Source organism: Halobacterium sp. DL1 (assembly GCA_000230955.3).
Lineage (GTDB): Archaea > Halobacteriota > Halobacteria > Halobacteriales > Halobacteriaceae > Halobacterium.
This window is the reverse complement of record CP007060.1, coordinates 430107-445429: the sequence shown is the minus strand read 5'-3', so window position 1 is coordinate 445429 and position 15323 is coordinate 430107. Positions and strand designations below refer to the sequence as shown.

Annotated in this window: 15 protein-coding genes; 6 read left to right on the top strand and 9 right to left on the bottom strand. The window is 53.3% G+C overall.

Annotation, left to right across the window (positions count from 1 at the left end):
• Window positions 1-6: 6 nt before the first annotated feature.
• The gene (locus HALDL1_03830) at window positions 7-1881 is read left to right on the top strand and encodes a hypothetical protein (protein ID AHG02842.1); all 1875 of its coding nucleotides are present in this window, start codon (window positions 7-9) and stop codon (window positions 1879-1881) included.
• A 64-nt stretch (window positions 1882-1945) separates the two neighbouring features.
• On the opposite strand, the gene HALDL1_03825 is transcribed toward HALDL1_03830, so the two are convergent.
• Window positions 1946-4225 (bottom strand): stem cell self-renewal protein Piwi domain protein, encoded by a 2280-nt coding sequence (locus tag HALDL1_03825; GenBank protein AHG02841.1) that lies wholly within the window; start codon window positions 4223-4225, stop codon window positions 1946-1948.
• A gap of 1752 nt (window positions 4226-5977) precedes the next feature.
• Here HALDL1_03825 and HALDL1_03820 point away from each other — a divergent pair.
• Entirely contained in the window at window positions 5978-6190 is a 213-nt protein-coding gene (locus HALDL1_03820; GenBank protein ID AHG02840.1) for a hypothetical protein, read from the top strand.
• A 393-nt stretch (window positions 6191-6583) separates the two neighbouring features.
• Here HALDL1_03820 and HALDL1_03815 read toward each other — a convergent pair whose 3' ends face one another.
• The 4 genes from HALDL1_03815 to HALDL1_03800 all read right to left on the bottom strand — a co-directional run bounded on the left by HALDL1_03815 (window position 6584) and on the right by HALDL1_03800 (window position 9128).
• Window positions 6584-6748 carry a hypothetical protein gene (locus tag HALDL1_03815; protein AHG05130.1) on the bottom strand — a complete coding sequence of 55 codons (165 nt, stop codon included), beginning with the start codon at window positions 6746-6748 and terminating at the stop codon, window positions 6584-6586.
• Between the two features lie 462 nt (window positions 6749-7210).
• A complete protein-coding gene (locus HALDL1_03810) occupies window positions 7211-7381 on the bottom strand; it encodes a hypothetical protein (protein ID AHG05129.1) in 171 nt (56 codons plus the stop codon).
• Between the two features lie 375 nt (window positions 7382-7756).
• Window positions 7757-7927 (bottom strand): hypothetical protein, encoded by a 171-nt coding sequence (locus HALDL1_03805; GenBank protein AHG05128.1) that lies wholly within the window; start codon window positions 7925-7927, stop codon window positions 7757-7759.
• 571 nt (window positions 7928-8498) lie between these two features.
• Entirely contained in the window at window positions 8499-9128 is a 630-nt protein-coding gene (locus tag HALDL1_03800) for a hypothetical protein (protein ID AHG05127.1), read from the bottom strand.
• A gap of 579 nt (window positions 9129-9707) precedes the next feature.
• Here HALDL1_03800 and HALDL1_03795 point away from each other — a divergent pair.
• From HALDL1_03795 to HALDL1_03785, 3 genes are all read left to right on the top strand, one after another.
• Window positions 9708-10040 carry a hypothetical protein gene (locus HALDL1_03795; GenBank protein AHG05126.1) on the top strand — a complete coding sequence of 111 codons (333 nt, stop codon included), beginning with the start codon at window positions 9708-9710 and terminating at the stop codon, window positions 10038-10040.
• Between the two features lie 568 nt (window positions 10041-10608).
• Window positions 10609-10992: a hypothetical protein gene (locus HALDL1_03790; protein ID AHG05125.1), complete on the top strand. Its 384-nt coding sequence runs from the start codon at window positions 10609-10611 to the stop codon at window positions 10990-10992.
• The gene (locus HALDL1_03785; protein ID AHG05124.1) at window positions 10992-11303 is read left to right on the top strand and encodes a hypothetical protein; all 312 of its coding nucleotides are present in this window, start codon (window positions 10992-10994) and stop codon (window positions 11301-11303) included. The genes HALDL1_03790 and HALDL1_03785 overlap by 1 nt, the downstream gene beginning before the upstream one ends.
• Before the next feature lie 111 nt (window positions 11304-11414).
• Here HALDL1_03785 and HALDL1_03780 read toward each other — a convergent pair whose 3' ends face one another.
• Window positions 11415-12509 (bottom strand): hypothetical protein, encoded by a 1095-nt coding sequence (locus HALDL1_03780; protein AHG05123.1) that lies wholly within the window; start codon window positions 12507-12509, stop codon window positions 11415-11417.
• Window positions 12510-12673: 164 nt separating this feature from the next.
• Here HALDL1_03780 and HALDL1_03775 point away from each other — a divergent pair, with 164 nt between their 5' ends.
• Window positions 12674-13141, top strand: a complete 468-nt coding sequence (locus HALDL1_03775; GenBank protein ID AHG02839.1) for a hypothetical protein — start codon at window positions 12674-12676, stop codon at window positions 13139-13141.
• Window positions 13142-13214: 73 nt separating this feature from the next.
• On the opposite strand, the gene HALDL1_03770 is transcribed toward HALDL1_03775, so the two are convergent.
• From HALDL1_03770 to HALDL1_03760, 3 genes are all read right to left on the bottom strand, one after another.
• Entirely contained in the window at window positions 13215-13871 is a 657-nt protein-coding gene (locus HALDL1_03770) for a hypothetical protein (protein AHG02838.1), read from the bottom strand.
• 194 nt (window positions 13872-14065) lie between these two features.
• Window positions 14066-14617 carry a hypothetical protein gene (locus tag HALDL1_03765; protein ID AHG02837.1) on the bottom strand — a complete coding sequence of 184 codons (552 nt, stop codon included), beginning with the start codon at window positions 14615-14617 and terminating at the stop codon, window positions 14066-14068.
• A 7-nt stretch (window positions 14618-14624) separates the two neighbouring features.
• Window positions 14625-15065 (bottom strand): hypothetical protein, encoded by a 441-nt coding sequence (locus HALDL1_03760; GenBank protein AHG05122.1) that lies wholly within the window; start codon window positions 15063-15065, stop codon window positions 14625-14627.
• Window positions 15066-15323: the final 258 nt, after the last annotated feature.

Genomic DNA, 15323 nt, shown 5'->3' with positions numbered 1-15323 from the left:
TAATAAATGACAGAGGATTTCAGTTTGGACGATGCGCGAGCAGAGGACGAGAGGGCTAGCGAAGAAGCAACCGACGAGACTCAACTCAAAGACGCACCCGCTCCCTTCGGTGACCACAATGGCGAGCGCGTTGGTCATATCACAGCGCAAGACAACCCCATCGTCGTTGACCGCGAGGAGTCGGTCATCCGTGCGTTCGTTGACTCCGACTCCCGCGAGGGCGTGCGTCTCGGGAACTATCTTCGAATACCCTATGCGCCGCTTGAAGACGAAGAGTATTCTCGCGCGATGCTCGTCGGAGTGATCAAACGCCTCGAATATGCCACCATTGCCGACATCAATGATAAGCAGGACGGCGGCTACGCAAACCCGCCGGGTGAACATTCCTTCTCCTACGTTGCCCAAATCGAACCTATCAGCATCGTTGAGTTCGATGAGACGGACACGGAGAATCAGTTCACACAGGCGACGGTCGACAAACCACCAAAGCCGGGGGCGAACACGTGTCTGGTCGAGGACCGGGCCTTCCTCCGGTCAGCTCTCCGCCTCCCTGACCGCGGTGTTTTCCTTGGACATATGGCAGTAAGCGGGGACCGGATCCCCACCGAGGAGGAACCGCTTCCGTATTATATGTTCAACCCGAATGCCACTGACGGGAACGAGGACGAGGGCGAGCCCGCCATCTTCCGACACACACAGGTCGCGGGGTCTACTGGGCAGGGGAAGACCCACGGGTCGAAAAACATCCTCCGCAACCTCTCGACAGGCAAAGAGTATTCAATCGAAGTGCCGCCAGAGGAGCAGGATGGGGAAAATGTCGATGTGGTTGAGGATCGACAACGGGCTCTGAACGTCACAGTAATCGACCCCGAGGGCGAGTACGTCGAAATGGGGGATGACCCAGACCCCGAGACTCAAGCAGACTACTATGAGGACGAGTTCCAAGAGATGCTGGAGGAACAGAATATCCTTCACGGGGGACTTGACAGCCCCGACAGCAACGTCGACTTCGGTGTGTACGTCCCGAACATCAACGACACCCACCCCTCTCACCCGAACTGTACGGAGTTCAGTATCCCGTTCGAACTCGTCCGAAGGAATCGCCAACTCCTCTACAAATCCTCGCCCCCAGACCGCACGAAAGATGCCATCAACGATCTCATTACGGAGTACTTCCACAACCACAACGCGCCCTATACCTACGGGGAGTTCTCGAACTTCGCAGATAACATGCTGGACGAGGACGAGGACCGCATCACTGAGAACGGGAGCGTCAAGACAGCCGCCCGCGAACGCCTCGTGGGGCAGTACGAGTTTAACCGAGTTTTCGACAACGGCGACCAGTCGTTGTTCGACCTCACCAGCGAGATGTTTTCTCCGGGGAAGGTCACCATCATACCGACTGATCATCTCCGTGGATCGACCGACCGCTTAGTGGTATCTTGTTTGCTTGCCCATGTCGTCACGAATAAAATCGGCAGCGATGTGGAGTTCCCACATATCAAAGGAACGCCGATGCTCCTCTCGCTGGACGAAGCACACGAGTACCTCACCACACCATCCGACCTCGGATCACGCTCTGGCTACCTCGTCCGGAAGTTCAGACAAGCCGCGAAACGAGGGCGAAAGGACAAGTTCGGGCTCTACATCATCACCCAGACGCCCCAAGACATTGATGAGGACGTTCGAAAGCAAATGAATACCCGCATCTACCTCGGTCTCGAACGCGACGTGGTCGAAAGCCATGACGTGTTCGTCCCGAAGGAGTTCAAAGAGGCCGTCACTCAATTCAACAAGGGCCAGATGGTTGTCAAACAGCCCGACGTACGGGCAGTCGAAATCAAGGGCCTTCCCGCCTGTCTCACTCATCACAGCAACTGAGTCTCAAATCATCATAACAACAGAACATCGATTATCCATCTCTGGGAAAGAACTCCGTGCTTCGTCAGATGAAGCCGATGTTCTGGCGGAGTTTCGAAGTTTCCGGAAGGTACCCCTCGGCTGCGGCCTCGCTCGCACGGTCAGCATAGTAGGTAGTAATGGGTAGACGAGCAGTTGAGTTCATCGCACCGACGTGGGACTGGCTCAGTAGGTAGACTTGCGCAGTCAACGTTTTGATGTCAGTGTCGCCAGCCTTGCGCTCGACTTGGATAGGCTGAGGAAGTCCCGTGTTTGAGCTCGTCGCTTGCGACTCGGGGTCACCGAATGTAGCGAGGATAGCTCTATTTTCCTCGCGGTTGAGTGCGGCAATGCCCTTGTCGGGTATCTTGGCGACGCCGTCTGCGAGGTTGAGAACGCGCGCTGGCGATTGCTTGCGAATCTCGACAACATCGTAGTTGATGTCCATCGATTCTAACATCTCCTCTACCTGATCGAGATCCTCGCGCATGAATCCGTCCCGGTGGATGACGATGCGGTCTGGATATTCGCCGTGTTCCTGCTTGTACCCCGCGATCGATTGGCGCGTGAGATTCTTCAGCTCTTTCGGCGGCACCTTTTCACCCGTCTGGGGTTTCGCAGAGGTATACCCGAGGATAGTACCGTCGCCGTAGATACTCGTCGTTGAGGCGGCGATATGGACACGTTCGTCGGTATCTCGCGGGTAGCGATGGGATACGTCAATTCCGATGAACAGATCCGTCTCGCCTGGCATTGCATCCTCGGTTGTAAATGGAATGCCGCCCGCGGCAGCGACCAATCCCAGCGCGACGTTCGGAAGCGCGTAGCTGGTGGCGAGCGTGTCGATATGGGCCATCTGGCTATCAACACGCCTCTGGCGGAGCGCTTTCTTCATCTCGTGATAAATGTCGCTCGCGCTACTCTCACCCATGCTGAAATCCGCCTTCGGCAGGATGACACACGCGGCAGAGTACTCGTGGTCATCGGGTACGTCAACCAGCAGGTCGGTATAGATCTCATCAGCAGTTTTGAACGGGTCGTACTGCACCCGATTAACCGCTTCAGGACCCGCTCCGATGTCCTTGAGTTGCTGATCGAGGTTTTCCCACCGCTCAGCGTGTGGGCCCGCGCTCGGATGGACGAGACACACCGAGAACTCCTCGGGGGCTTCGTACACTTCATTGTGCTTCACCCGTCGCGGATGGTCACCAGTTTGCTCCTCGGCGAACTGGAGGATGTGGGCGTCGGTCTCAAACAACCGCGACATCTCCCAAGTGTCATCGCCATTGACCGGTGTTGCGTCAAACGAGAGAGTCGCCCCTCCTAGCGGAATGACCGGCGGAAGATTTTCGACGAAAGTTGTCGCCCGATTGAGACACCGTTGGGCAGATAGCCGCGTCTTCCCGCGAGTCGCCTCATTAAATCTCGGGGCAAACGCCTTCACGTTCTGCGGGTGACCCTGTAGGGCGAGGAGTCGCTGGGGGTAATACTCGGTGTTGTGCGAACCCTGCTTGGTGACTTTCACTACCCGCCGGTCAGCACGAGCGATTTCTTTCAGAACGCGGTCGGGGATCCGTTCTGCTCCCTCGTGGTACTCAACGACGCTTTGATTACCCATATCATCGATACTCTCGTTGACCGTCTTATCCATTAGCTCGTCAACGAACGCCCCTTTCCCGCTCTGCTTGTACGTTACGTTGACGCGGAGGCCACGATAGAGCTTATCGAGATCGAATTTGTCGAGGGTGTACTCAGAGATGGTCTTGTGCCGGAAGTCAACCGAGAGATAGACGACGCCAGCATTCGTTACCGATAGCGAGAGATTCCATCGTTCGTGCAGGCGGAAGTCTTGTTTCTGGATAACAGGGCGCTTTGAGAGGACCGTGTCGATGCCTCGAACCTCATAGTCACCATCCAGAATGCGACGGAGTGAGGCGTCGATGAGCCCCTTTGTGACAGCCTTGTCACTATAATCGGTGTAGTCCAGTGTGTGTGGCCCGTCGTTGACCATCTCGAAATTCTTCAGCTCTAAATCTTCAACAGGGAGTGGGGACGGAGTAGCGAGCGCGAGGGCATCTCGAACGGCGATAACCGGGGGAGACGAGCTCTCAAACTCTCCCAAGATGTCTCGTCTCGCCTTGTACGTGTCGCGCAGGGCGGCTTGATGATCATCGGGACGGTACCCGTCCTTGGCTTTCAGCGTGTACTCGTGAACCGCAAATTCAGAGAGTGATTTCTCACTTCGGAAGGTCGTCAGCGCGTGTCCCGTCTGCTCGGTCGCTGACTCAGGTACGTCGGCGAACGCATCATCGATTTCTGCCTGCATTTCTTCATCAACCGACGCGGACACGGCTCGGGGCTCCTTTTCCTCGCCTGTCGAGTCGGTGTTATTCCGTTCTGCTTCGCTACTGTCCCCCCCTGCTTCGCCCTCACGTCAACCGACGATGTCTCATCGTCTCCGGATGACGATTCTACATCAGCAGAACTGGTGGTCTCACCTATGTCCGCGTCTCTCGTCGACTGAGTCACTTTAGTATCGGCCGTCGCAGTAAGATTGTAGAAGGTTCGACCACTGGACTCGTTGATAGAGTAGCGAAGGTCTGTCAGCGTGTATGTCTCGCCGGCTTCGAAATCCGTCTCGTACACCTCGTCAGGCGTTGAGTTTACCCAAAGGGTGATGCCTGGCCGTCTACCCGTCTCGTCTACGTACTTGAGAACGCGGTTTCCGGGCCCACGGTTAGGGTGGTGTTGAGCGTCAACGACCTCGAAGGTCGTCGTGTACTTTGCACCCTCATCCAGATCGTTCGCTACGTCCATCTCCTCCAGAGTAATGTGTGCCGTCATTGCTATCTTTCAGTTGTCGTTCTGACTGCAGTTTCTGCGCCACGCCGTCCCACAATCCGCCTACGAATCGTAGCAGACAACAGAGTTTATCCTCCACTTCGACGGCAAGCTCGGCCGTTGTTTCGATGGTCGTTCGATAACCTTGGCGTTTCTTGAGATTAAGTGCAAAGGAGTCCGTGAGGATGACACTCCCCCGAACGCCTAAAATCGTCCCCTCGCCGTTATCGCCGACCTCCAGTTCGGGTCGATTTACACCACGCGCGTGGTCGATGCCGGTCGCACGGTGAGGTATTGATACGACTCGGTCAGCGACAACATCCTCATCAAGATCGTTGAGGGTGAGACACGCGTGTAACCGTGAGTCATCTGGAATGTACTCTGGCACCGTTCGGGTGGCCTCAACAAGATCCTCAACAGGAGACGTCCGCGGTTCGTACCATGAACTACTCGACTGGGTTTCAAAGCGATCACTGAACGCCTCCTCGATGAGCCCCGCCGACTTTCGATTCGGCGTTTCGGCAACGACGATAGCGTGACTCGCGCCCTGCTCGGCCCACCGCTGGAGACGACGGTCGCTCCGGCTGATGCCAACCTTCACATCAGCCTTCGTGACGAGGTAAACGACGTAAGTGTGGGCGCACGCATCGCGCTTGTAGTCGGGGAATGGACAGTCGGCGTTCTTACAGTCAGTACCCGGCGTCTTGATGCACTGCGTAAATGGCGGCCGTTGTTTACAGTCGTAACATACCGAGTATTTCGGCTTCGAGAGCTTCTCGCCGCAGTTACCACAGACGCGTTCCTCATGGAGGGTGACGCGGAGTGACTCACCGACTAAGCTGTCGCAATTTAGTGTAGCATCAGAATCTATAAAAGAGAGCGATGGGGTTCCGCGGTACCACGAGAAATAGCCGATGTGCCCCTCAATCGAGTAATTGTACTCCGGGGGGTCGCTGCTAGATTTGCTCCTGTTTCTACCTTCACCACCGAAATCACCGAGGGCTCTTTGACGTTCAGTCATGGCACGAATGGGGATCCTCGCAACCGAAACGGTTGTTAAGATTTTTCCTTGTTGGAAAAGAGGCTGCCTTTTCTAGCAACTCAATCATGTCCTACATCACTGACACCCACCGATGAGTGAAAAGGATATGCATGCTAGTGGATGGATAAATGTCTGCAGATCTATGAACTTGTGAACAAAGGTAGAACTATATGACTTCCTTTCACATTCAGGCCTATGGACAGGACTTCCGTATCTTCTAGCAACCTAAGAAGTGTCGGCTATAATCAAGACGACCAAATCTTAGAGATCGAATTCAACAGTGGGGGAGTCTACCGTTATTTCAGTGTTCCCGCAAATATTCACACAGACTTGATGAACGCGTCTTCACATGGGAAGTGCTTCCACAGCAACATTAAAAATGTGTACCAGTACGAACAAGTTCGATAGCTCAATGGTGGTATTAAAATGAATCTTGATAGGATAGAAGTCAAAAATCACCGTTCGATAAAGGAACAATGGGGAGATGACGCAATAACATTTGAAGGACTTGACTGTCTCGTAGGAAAAAACAACGTTGGAAAAACCAATATTGTTTCATCTATCAAATACCTGCTTGAGCAAGAGGATAAGACGAAAGATGAGGAACTCTACTGGAACAAGGAGACTTCTCGAACAGTAGAGGTCAGAGGGTATTTTAATGTATTAGAAAAAGACCTACACCGGATACAGGATGAGAGGAAGCGGGAGCAGGTACGAGAACTCCTTCTAAACTGGGAAGACTTCGACAATCATCTTGGAATCTGTCGTATTACCGAATCGGAAGAGAAAGGGGGAAATACATCATTCCAAGTAATCCAACTCAGGCCTATTGATGAGGAACTGAGTGAAGATACTTTTCTGGACTTCCGCGATGATCAGTGGGGAAATATCGATGATAAAGAGGGGTTCACCAACACTGATTATCGGGACGCGATGCGGGAAAAATATCCAGAAGTCGCGGGACATGTCGACGAAGACAGTCTGAAGCAGAAGGGTGCATGGAAGGATGGGTATGAGAGTTACATAGCCTCTCGGCCGGAGGGTCTTGAATTTGAACCGAAGCCTACGAGTTTTCCTTCGGGTACGAAACAGTTGATTAGAGAGGTAGTGCTTCCTGACGTGGTCAAGATACCTGCTATCAAAGAAGTTGAAGATGCGGCCCAGACTTCGGGCGAACTAGGCGAAATGACCGATGCCCTATATAGTGAATTAGAGGAAGATATCAACAAACAACTTGATGAAAATTTAGGCAGTGTATATGATCGACTAGACACCAGTTCAGAAGCCTTTGAGACCCAAATAAGTGATTATCTCAAGCAAGCCTTCAGAGATTATTCTGTGGAGTTGGATTTCCCACGAGTGGAGAGTAGGAGATTATTCCGAGGCGTGGATATTCGGATTGAAGATGATCAACTTGAAGACACCTTGTCACACGAGAATGTTGGTGAAGGTGTGAGGCGGGTACTGGTTTTCAGTATGCTTCGCACTATTGCTGATCTTCGAGATGGTTCGCTCTCTATAGCTAATGAAGATAGTGAAGAAAATGAACAGAGGCAACCCCTCTTGATCCTCTATGAGGAGGCGGAACTGTTTCTGCATCCGAATCTGCAGAAGAACTTACTTCGAGTCTTCAGAAGTCTTTGTAATGGTGATGCGCAAATTATATTCAATACGCACTCCCCCCTTCTGATTCAGAATAAAATACTAGACACGATCAACATTGTCCGAGATAAGAACGGAACAGAGGTTACACAATTCCATACAGTTTTGAATCAAAAGGAACCGCGGGAACAGTCCCGTCTAATGGACCTTCAAAAGGTATCCTCCTACATTTTCTCGGAAAGAGTGGTACTAGTAGAGGGCCGATCCGATGCGATTGTCCTTAGAGAAGTTTCTTCATCTCTTAATCCTAATTGGAATTTCGATAGCTTAGGTATCCCAGTTCTTCAGGTGGGGGGTAAAACGAACCTGCCATTATTCAAAGACTTTCTGGAACAGCTGGGAATCGACGTGTTTGTAATCGCAGATATTGGTGCTCTTCGGTGGTCTGTCTCCGCGATGGTCAAAGAGGAATCTATTGAAGAGGAAATTGAGGAACTGAAAGATACCTCTGAATCGCTCGTAGATGATGGGAAAGTAGATCATACTTGGAATAGCAGCGATATCGATAGTAAAATCCTCAATGCTACTTGGGAAAGAACTTTTGAAAGATACAGAGAACTAAAAGAGCGACTGGAAGACGGGGAAGAACCCGATCAAGAGCACATTGATAGCATCAAGAAATTAATCAATAAAAAATCCGATGACGCGTGGCGTAAAGCGATAACAAGCAATCATGAAAGGATTAATTCTGACCGCTTAGAACTGAGAGCACGACTACTTGAAGAAAACATCTTACTCCTGAATGGTGAAATCGAAGACTATTACCCTGATGTTGAAGTCAGCAATAAAACTGAGGCTGCATTAGAGTTCTCTGCTGACAACTACGATGTAAGTGAACTGCGGGATCATTTCGTTGAACTCCCTGAACGGGACGAAACAGATGTTGATGCTTTCCTTGGCGAGGTGTTTGATGTATGATGCGGCATAGCGTAGACTGTTCTATAACTCGACATAAAAAGACCAGTGAGAAGGACAGCGACTCTGGTTCTGAACTGTCCGACATGAGAGTGAACGAGTAGGCGAGTGTGCTAGTAACAAGGTGTCGTCGCATCCGTCAGGCGACGCGCTCGTTCAATTCGTGTAATTGTTGCCTGAGCACATCCACCTTCTCCTGATTTGCGCCGTAGAGCCCGTAGAACCAGACTCGGTAAACGTATAATGTGAGTCCGTCAGTCTTGATCACGGCTTGCTTGAGATCGGGTGAGTGGGAGGTCACTTCGGCATCGAAGTATCCAACGACCCCGTCGAACGGTTTGTTCCCGAAGCATACGACGTGGTATTCGGATTCGCCAAGCTCGCGCAACTGTTCCAACAGTACTGCGGCATCGTCGTCGCTTACCTCAACGCTCTGGCTGTCCGGGTCAACCTCATCCACGAGGTCAGTCATGTACGCCCCCTGGAGGCAGTTCAACCCGCCGTCCTGAATGAATTCTTTCAGCCGGTAATCGTAGTGCTTCGGAGTTGGTGCGTGGAAGTTTGAGTAGGGGGCGGGGAGGTCATCAGATCGATTCAACCCCATCAGGACGATGGCTGGAGTCAGCATCTCGGCCTGGTCATGGACGAATTCGACCAAGCGCTCGGGGCGCTTCTCAACGCAGTCGCCGTCGGGGAATGCGTCGTCCCACACAGCCCAACTAGCCCACGGGTACTGTTCAGCGATCCCCGCAAACGTTTCGCGGTCCATGCTCCAAATCTTGGCGGCCTGCCCTATGAATTGTGCCAGCAGTACCTGCGACGTGACTGCCTGAACGAGTGAAAAAGTATCGCACGGTTCGGATGTCAAAGTGGCGTGCTTCCCACCGGCTTGCTCTCACACCGCTATGGATGGAGTCACCGTAAGCAGGAGGGTATGCAAACGAGGTCAAGAACTAAGACAGTATCTGGTAATTGTCTTTACAGTACTTGGGGGTCAGCGATGAGAGAGAGAACAAGCGAGGATGTAGACGGCGACGAAGAAGAGTCAAAAGAGACTGACCAATATCTTGCCGACGAAACTCCAGAACAGAAACCATCCCGTCAACAAGAACTCGACCATTCACCTGAGAAGTACACTACCGGGTACGATGCGTTCGGTGACACGCGGGTCGGGATCGGAAGCGCTGGCGGAGATGTAACAAAACTCATCCGGCATAACGAAGGCCGGCATCGCTCCGATGGCAGCCACAGTGCTCGTGAAGCAGCTCGTGACAAGGGGCGCGTTACTGAGTCGTTCTGCTCTGCGCTCGATCTTCCATCTCACCAGCAACGTGCAGCAGTCGCCGCAATGGCAACGATGAACCTAGATCGGTTCGGTCGACAGAAACGGCTCGGAAAAGTCGCGCTGGCAACGATTAAAGTGATCGTCGAATGGGATCGATCCCGGCGATTCCCTGACGATGCCTTGTCGAACCTCAATGAGGATGATCTACCGACGCGGATGCTCGACGACCCAGACTACCAGGAGATACTGGATCAACAGGATGTCTCGAAAGCGGATCTATACAGTGTGTCCCAACTCGTCAAACGTGAACTGAAAAAGGAGGCGTTTTTCAGCCCCAGCGATCGAGACGGATCAGACGTCACAGCTAACACTGATAGCAAGGAAAATAGCGGGTGATACCCCCCACTGACTACCGGTACATTCACACTGGACATCCTAAATCAGATGGACATACATATTGGTAATTTTCTTTTAAGTATTCCCTGCGACAATATGCGTATTTAGGGTCGTCGGTCGTCGGATCCGCCGTAAGGCGGAGAGACGGCCTGGCTGCCAGTTCACGCGCGAATTATCGCGGGATTCGGCTTCCCCCTTCGAAAGAGGTGGGTCTCTTTAGACTCCCACTTTGGCCTTCGAAGGGGGCTTCGTAACCAACACGCACGGGAATAATCGATGGGCTTCGGCCCAGCAAGCGAACCCCTTCCAGAGGGTACCATAGTCCGTGCGCGCAATTCGCGCTCGAAAGCATCGTTTCTCGTCGTTAGTCAGCGACACCCCTTAGAGGCCCTTCGACCCATCACTGAGAGGAATCAGCCCTCGTTGAAGAGTTCCTTCGTCAGGTCTCAGTCTCCTTAGCACATATCGACGCGGCCAGTGGCAACGCTGGTCAGCGTTCGGTACTCCCTGCTTCGCAGCCACTGACTTCCAGACGGCGATGTACTACTCCAGACAACCAATTCGATAGATGTCCGTACAACCCAACCTCGACCAGACGTATCTCCCGCTAATCAAACAACACGCCCGCGACCGGTGGCACGAACGAACCCCCGCACACCAACCCCTCGCATCAGCCTGGTTCAGCGCCACACCCGTTGACGCCCCCGCAGCCCGATGCAGCCACGCCCGGCTCTACGAACCCACAGACGCACTCATGCTCGTCCGTGACGGCTGGCTGCGAACGGTCCTCATCAACGACGGCCGCCTCCAACACAGCGGCCTCGTGATGTGCGATGCTTGCGACGACCTCATCGACCCGATCACACACAGGCGCTGCCCCACCTGTGGCAACCCACAACCGGCCGAGCAAACCTCCGGTCAAATCACTGTCGTCCAGGGAGGTGCCGACTGATGAGCAGCCCACCGTTCATCCACATCGACGAATTCGACGGCGCAGATCGGTTTGTAACGACGAAAGCATTCGTCAACTACACCATCGACCTCCGCAGCCACACACCGAAACAGAAAGTCATGCTCAGCGACAGCGACAGAGGCGACGTCCAGCGACCCTGCGTCGTCTTCAACGACGACATCACCCTCGAAGAGGGATGTGGCTACCGCTTTGGCGGATTCGACAACCAATGGGACGACGGCGAAGAAATCCAACTGAAACTCCACAAGCGCTCCTGGGCGAACAAATTCTACGACCCCAAGGATCAGTAGCACTCAATACCCACTGACCCTGCTGCAACACTCACGTCTCTGCGTCGAACTCGCTGTTGAACTGTTCTACTGCCCGCAGCCACAATAGAGATCCGCGGACATCAGAGTGTCTCACGGGAGGAAAATTGAGTGGTCGCCTGGGTCAGTTGATTCCAGATTGTAAGACGGGATCTCGTCGAAGAAGCCCGCAATAATCGGGAGCAGGTGACTGCAGTCCGAGAGCAAGGTATGCATGATTTCGTTCGGATCCTGGTTCTCTACTTCATATCCCCAGAAATCGTCAGGCGGCAGATCGAATTTCCCGACGTGTCCATGCGCAACTGTGATTTCAAAGTCACTGATATAGTTATCCGAGATCTCGAACGAGTAGCTTCGACTGCCGATATCTGCAGCAATCATGAAATCTCGGGTGTCACCTGTTCCCCGATAATCTGTCACCCCCCACTCGTCCAGCTTGGAGTCGTCATCCAGTTGGAAAACGAGTCTCAGCCCTCGGCTGTCACTGTCTGAGTCGACTGTCACTCCTTTGATCGAGTTCACTTCCCACGAGTGGTTGCTGTATTCCTCGAACCGTGTGTTCAGTTCTGGTACAGAATCCAGCCGTTCCCGGTACTCGGACCGAGTGGTGTAAAATTGGGTGAGGAATCCCTCTGCTTCCTCGGGATCGTAGTCGTCTGGTTTGACGCGGTCTGGCTGCCAGTTATCTAATAACGCCTCTACTTCGTCGTTGAAACTGACATCTGCCGACATTTCCTGCAGTAATTCTGTGAACGACGGTGATGTTTCACCGGTCGACTTACCACTGGAACCTTCGGTGAACTCAGCACGTAGCTCTTTGATGCGGGATGAGTACTGACCGCTGTAATCCTCAGTGAAGTCACGGATTGTTCTCACATCCGCTTCCGAGAGCGACGGCCCTGCCGCGTCACGAAAATCATCAGAATCAAGTTCTGAAGCATCCTCCTGCGGCCCTGAATTTCCAGTCCAGTGTAGTCCGACCTCGTAAAGTGTCCACGTCAAGTGCTTCGGGACATCAACACCGCCATCATCCCCTGGTTTCAACGGCTTATAGCCGAGTTCCCGATAGACCTTCTCGGTTACCTCTGGCGTTTGTAACGGCAGCGGATGACTCATCCCATAGACGTAAGCATGAACGTAGTACCCGTCCTTCTCGTTGGAGTCCGCATATTCCTTCAAAACCGGCATAAGAAGTAGTCACTCCGACATCCCATTAGTCCTCCCTCTTCCCCGTTAGGAACAGTTCGGAGCTGTTATTGACTGACAAAGGATTCGGGGACTGTGGAACGCTCCGGATTTCAAAACGACGCTACTCCCTATCGACTTAGTTACTGCAGCGTCACGAGGGACACATGAACTTGTGGCTCGTACCTGTAGACGAACCGTCCTTTCAGCGAACACTCGCCGAACCAATCGACCTGTCGGACTGGAACAACCGGCCCGACTCATTTCCCGAACGCGCCCGGGTATGGGGCGTCCGAACCGATCCGGAACAGGGTTCCTGGGAGCGAAACCGTCGAAATCTCGAACGAATGGAGCGCGGCGACCCGCTCCTGATCTACCGGAACTCGGAAAGCCGATACACTGCGACCGGACGCGTCGGGCCGATGGCCCACACAGAACACGTCCGCGACGAATATTGGGACGGCGGCCCAGCACTCGACATCTACGTCGTGGAGGACTACGACGACTCCATCGATGTGGAACCAGAGACAGTCAACCGGCTGCTCGACTACGAAGAGTCATTCTGGCCACAAGGATTCTGGCGAGTGAGTGACGATCGCCCAACGGAACGAGTCGGGCGGAAGTTCGATATGTGAATTGCCGGCAGGCCTCTCATACTATGCGGTGAGGCCAGGCACGGTCACAAAATTGGCGAGCCTGATCAGTAAGCTATGACGTTGAGAACGCGTAAACCATCTCCATGGGGAGATCACCAGTTGGATCACCCTCATCATCCTTAGGCCACTCTTTGGGAAGAGTCCGTAACGTCCCAGTCTTCTGACTCGCAGTGAGTGCTAACGCGAATGCATCGACGATGTCGTCATTCCCGACCTCGCCGTCCAAGTCACGACCCGCATCACGAACATGCGCCAATACTCCCGAGTCGGTCTCCTCCAGAATCGCCGCTCGTTCCCAGAATGCCGCGGCGGGCTGACCAGTCTTCGAGTACTCGGTCGCCGTCTTGTCGTTGAACGCCCAGAAGCAAACCTCGGGGTGTGCTTCGCGGATGACACCGACCGCATCGGACTCGGTTTCACGAAGGAACGCGTCGAGCTGCGCGATTTTATCCGCAATGTTCCACGATTGAACACCGAGACTCCCATCAGTTTGCCGTTCTTGCGCCGCCTTCGCGGCTTCGTAACTCTCTGCGTAGACGGCGTCTCTCACCGGGACAGGGAACACGCTGGAGTACCGGTTCGGGCTGAGTTTCTGCCGGGCCACATCGTCGCAGGGTCGTTTCGCGTTCGAATCTTCCCTGAGCCCAATCGGGATGTCAATCAAAATCGTCTCCGCGGACTCGCCGTGATTATACCATAACTCTTCGATATCCGCGTACAGGCGTGTCTCGGTATATCCTTCGTTGTCATAGCAAACCGTGACCCACCCGTCCACACAGCCGTCAACTCCGATGTACATCGTTGATCCTCCTCGGCATATCTACAGCTTACACCGGCAAATGGATAGGGGAATGAGCGGTGAACCTGATACACGGCCAGACGCACGACCGGGATCGATGGATTTCAATCTTGGGTAAGGTCCTGGGCTATATCGTTGAGCCTGCGCGTCTGATCCGACATCCGATTTTGCCAATCATCGGAATCATCCGAACCAGGGTCGAAATCGGAATCATCGGGTGGGAACAGGTAGTCGGCCGAGTTCTTGTGGCGATTGACTCGGTTGTCTTTAAGATATATACCGATCGGGTAGTCCCCATTCTTGTCTTGGTTCGTCGACACCCGGTAGTACGTCAGGGTCAGGGGGTAGAAGTCGTCCAACGATGGGTCGAAATCGAATGGAGAATGTAGATCAAGTACGATAGAGTACGCATTCTGAAACTCGGAGACATCTGCGTTGACCTCATCGTTGACCTTGAACTTGAACGGTGACTGCTGTTGAACACTCGCCCGAGTCCTGACAGCAATAAATGGCCGCTCATAGAGAACCCGATTGTATCGGTCAAGTTCCGGGTCGTACCCTCGCTTCTGAGCCTCCTCTTGCAGCCACTCCATGAACGAAATCTTGGCTGGGACGTAGTTACTCGAACTGCTGGTAAAATCGCCGGGTCCAGTCATACCGGGACTACTCATCGCTGTTTTCCTCTTCCGAAACGTTGTCAGATGACCCCGCGGGGTAAGCGATGACCTGCAGTACTTCTCCCGGCGTCAAGCTTAACGCTGTCTGCTCGACTTCAGGGATAGTGACTGTGTAGTCGTCCTCAAGGATTTGCTTGAACACTGCCTGCCGGTCGGGATCAACCACCGATACCTGTGAGACTAAAGAGCCCTGCTGTTGCACACGGTTCTGGACGGAGGATTCAGCGTTATTACCTCCCAAGACCCGTTCGAAGGCCTTTCCAGCGTATTTTCCAGGATACCACCCGTCTTCGCCAAGGCCGTGATCGGCCATCTGGACAACAGTTTCCAATGCTTCCTCGAAACTGCTGGGTCTCGTTCCGGTTTCCTCCCTGTGGATCTCCTCGACGACCTGAGTGAGATCGTCCGATATCTGTGGCCGGGACATATGTACGTACATACGTACACACAAATATTAACCCTTTCGGTCGTGCTAACCCGGCTACTTCTACATGCTGCGCAGCCAAGGGACTGTGTTGTGTCACTCTGGACGGGGGATTAGGTAACCGTGGTTTCATTATATTGGCACCTGATCAATCACGTATTGTGAACATGTTCTCCGAATTCGCCGATCAATCTAATTATGACACTCAGCAGGATCTGGTGGGGCTGGCAGTCTACTGGATTTCAGCCTGTAACGGTTATG

Coding starts and splice junctions, on each gene's coding strand:
- HALDL1_03805 (AHG05128.1), bottom strand. CDS start 7,927: ATGATCTACTTTCCCATCATCTACGAGCGATTCAGAGGTATCTTTCAG.
- HALDL1_03775 (AHG02839.1), top strand. CDS start 12,674: ATGAACTTGTGGCTCGTACCTGTAGACGAACCGTCCTTTCAGCGAACA.
- HALDL1_03810 (AHG05129.1), bottom strand. CDS start 7,381: ATGCAGAAACAGTTCCGCCTCCTCATAGAGGATCAAGAGGGGTTGCCT.
- HALDL1_03815 (AHG05130.1), bottom strand. CDS start 6,748: ATGTCCCGCGACTTCTGGATATTTTTCCCGCATCGCGTCCCGATAATC.
- HALDL1_03800 (AHG05127.1), bottom strand. CDS start 9,128: ATGGACCGCGAAACGTTTGCGGGGATCGCTGAACAGTACCCGTGGGCT.
- HALDL1_03765 (AHG02837.1), bottom strand. CDS start 14,617: ATGACTGGACCCGGCGATTTTACCAGCAGTTCGAGTAACTACGTCCCA.
- HALDL1_03790 (AHG05125.1), top strand. CDS start 10,609: ATGTCCGTACAACCCAACCTCGACCAGACGTATCTCCCGCTAATCAAA.
- HALDL1_03780 (AHG05123.1), bottom strand. CDS start 12,509: ATGCCGGTTTTGAAGGAATATGCGGACTCCAACGAGAAGGACGGGTAC.
- HALDL1_03795 (AHG05126.1), top strand. CDS start 9,708: ATGGCAACGATGAACCTAGATCGGTTCGGTCGACAGAAACGGCTCGGA.
- HALDL1_03760 (AHG05122.1), bottom strand. CDS start 15,065: ATGTCCCGGCCACAGATATCGGACGATCTCACTCAGGTCGTCGAGGAG.
- HALDL1_03830 (AHG02842.1), top strand. CDS start 7: ATGACAGAGGATTTCAGTTTGGACGATGCGCGAGCAGAGGACGAGAGG.
- HALDL1_03825 (AHG02841.1), bottom strand. CDS start 4,225: ATGCAGGCAGAAATCGATGATGCGTTCGCCGACGTACCTGAGTCAGCG.
- HALDL1_03820 (AHG02840.1), top strand. CDS start 5,978: ATGGACAGGACTTCCGTATCTTCTAGCAACCTAAGAAGTGTCGGCTAT.
- HALDL1_03785 (AHG05124.1), top strand. CDS start 10,992: ATGAGCAGCCCACCGTTCATCCACATCGACGAATTCGACGGCGCAGAT.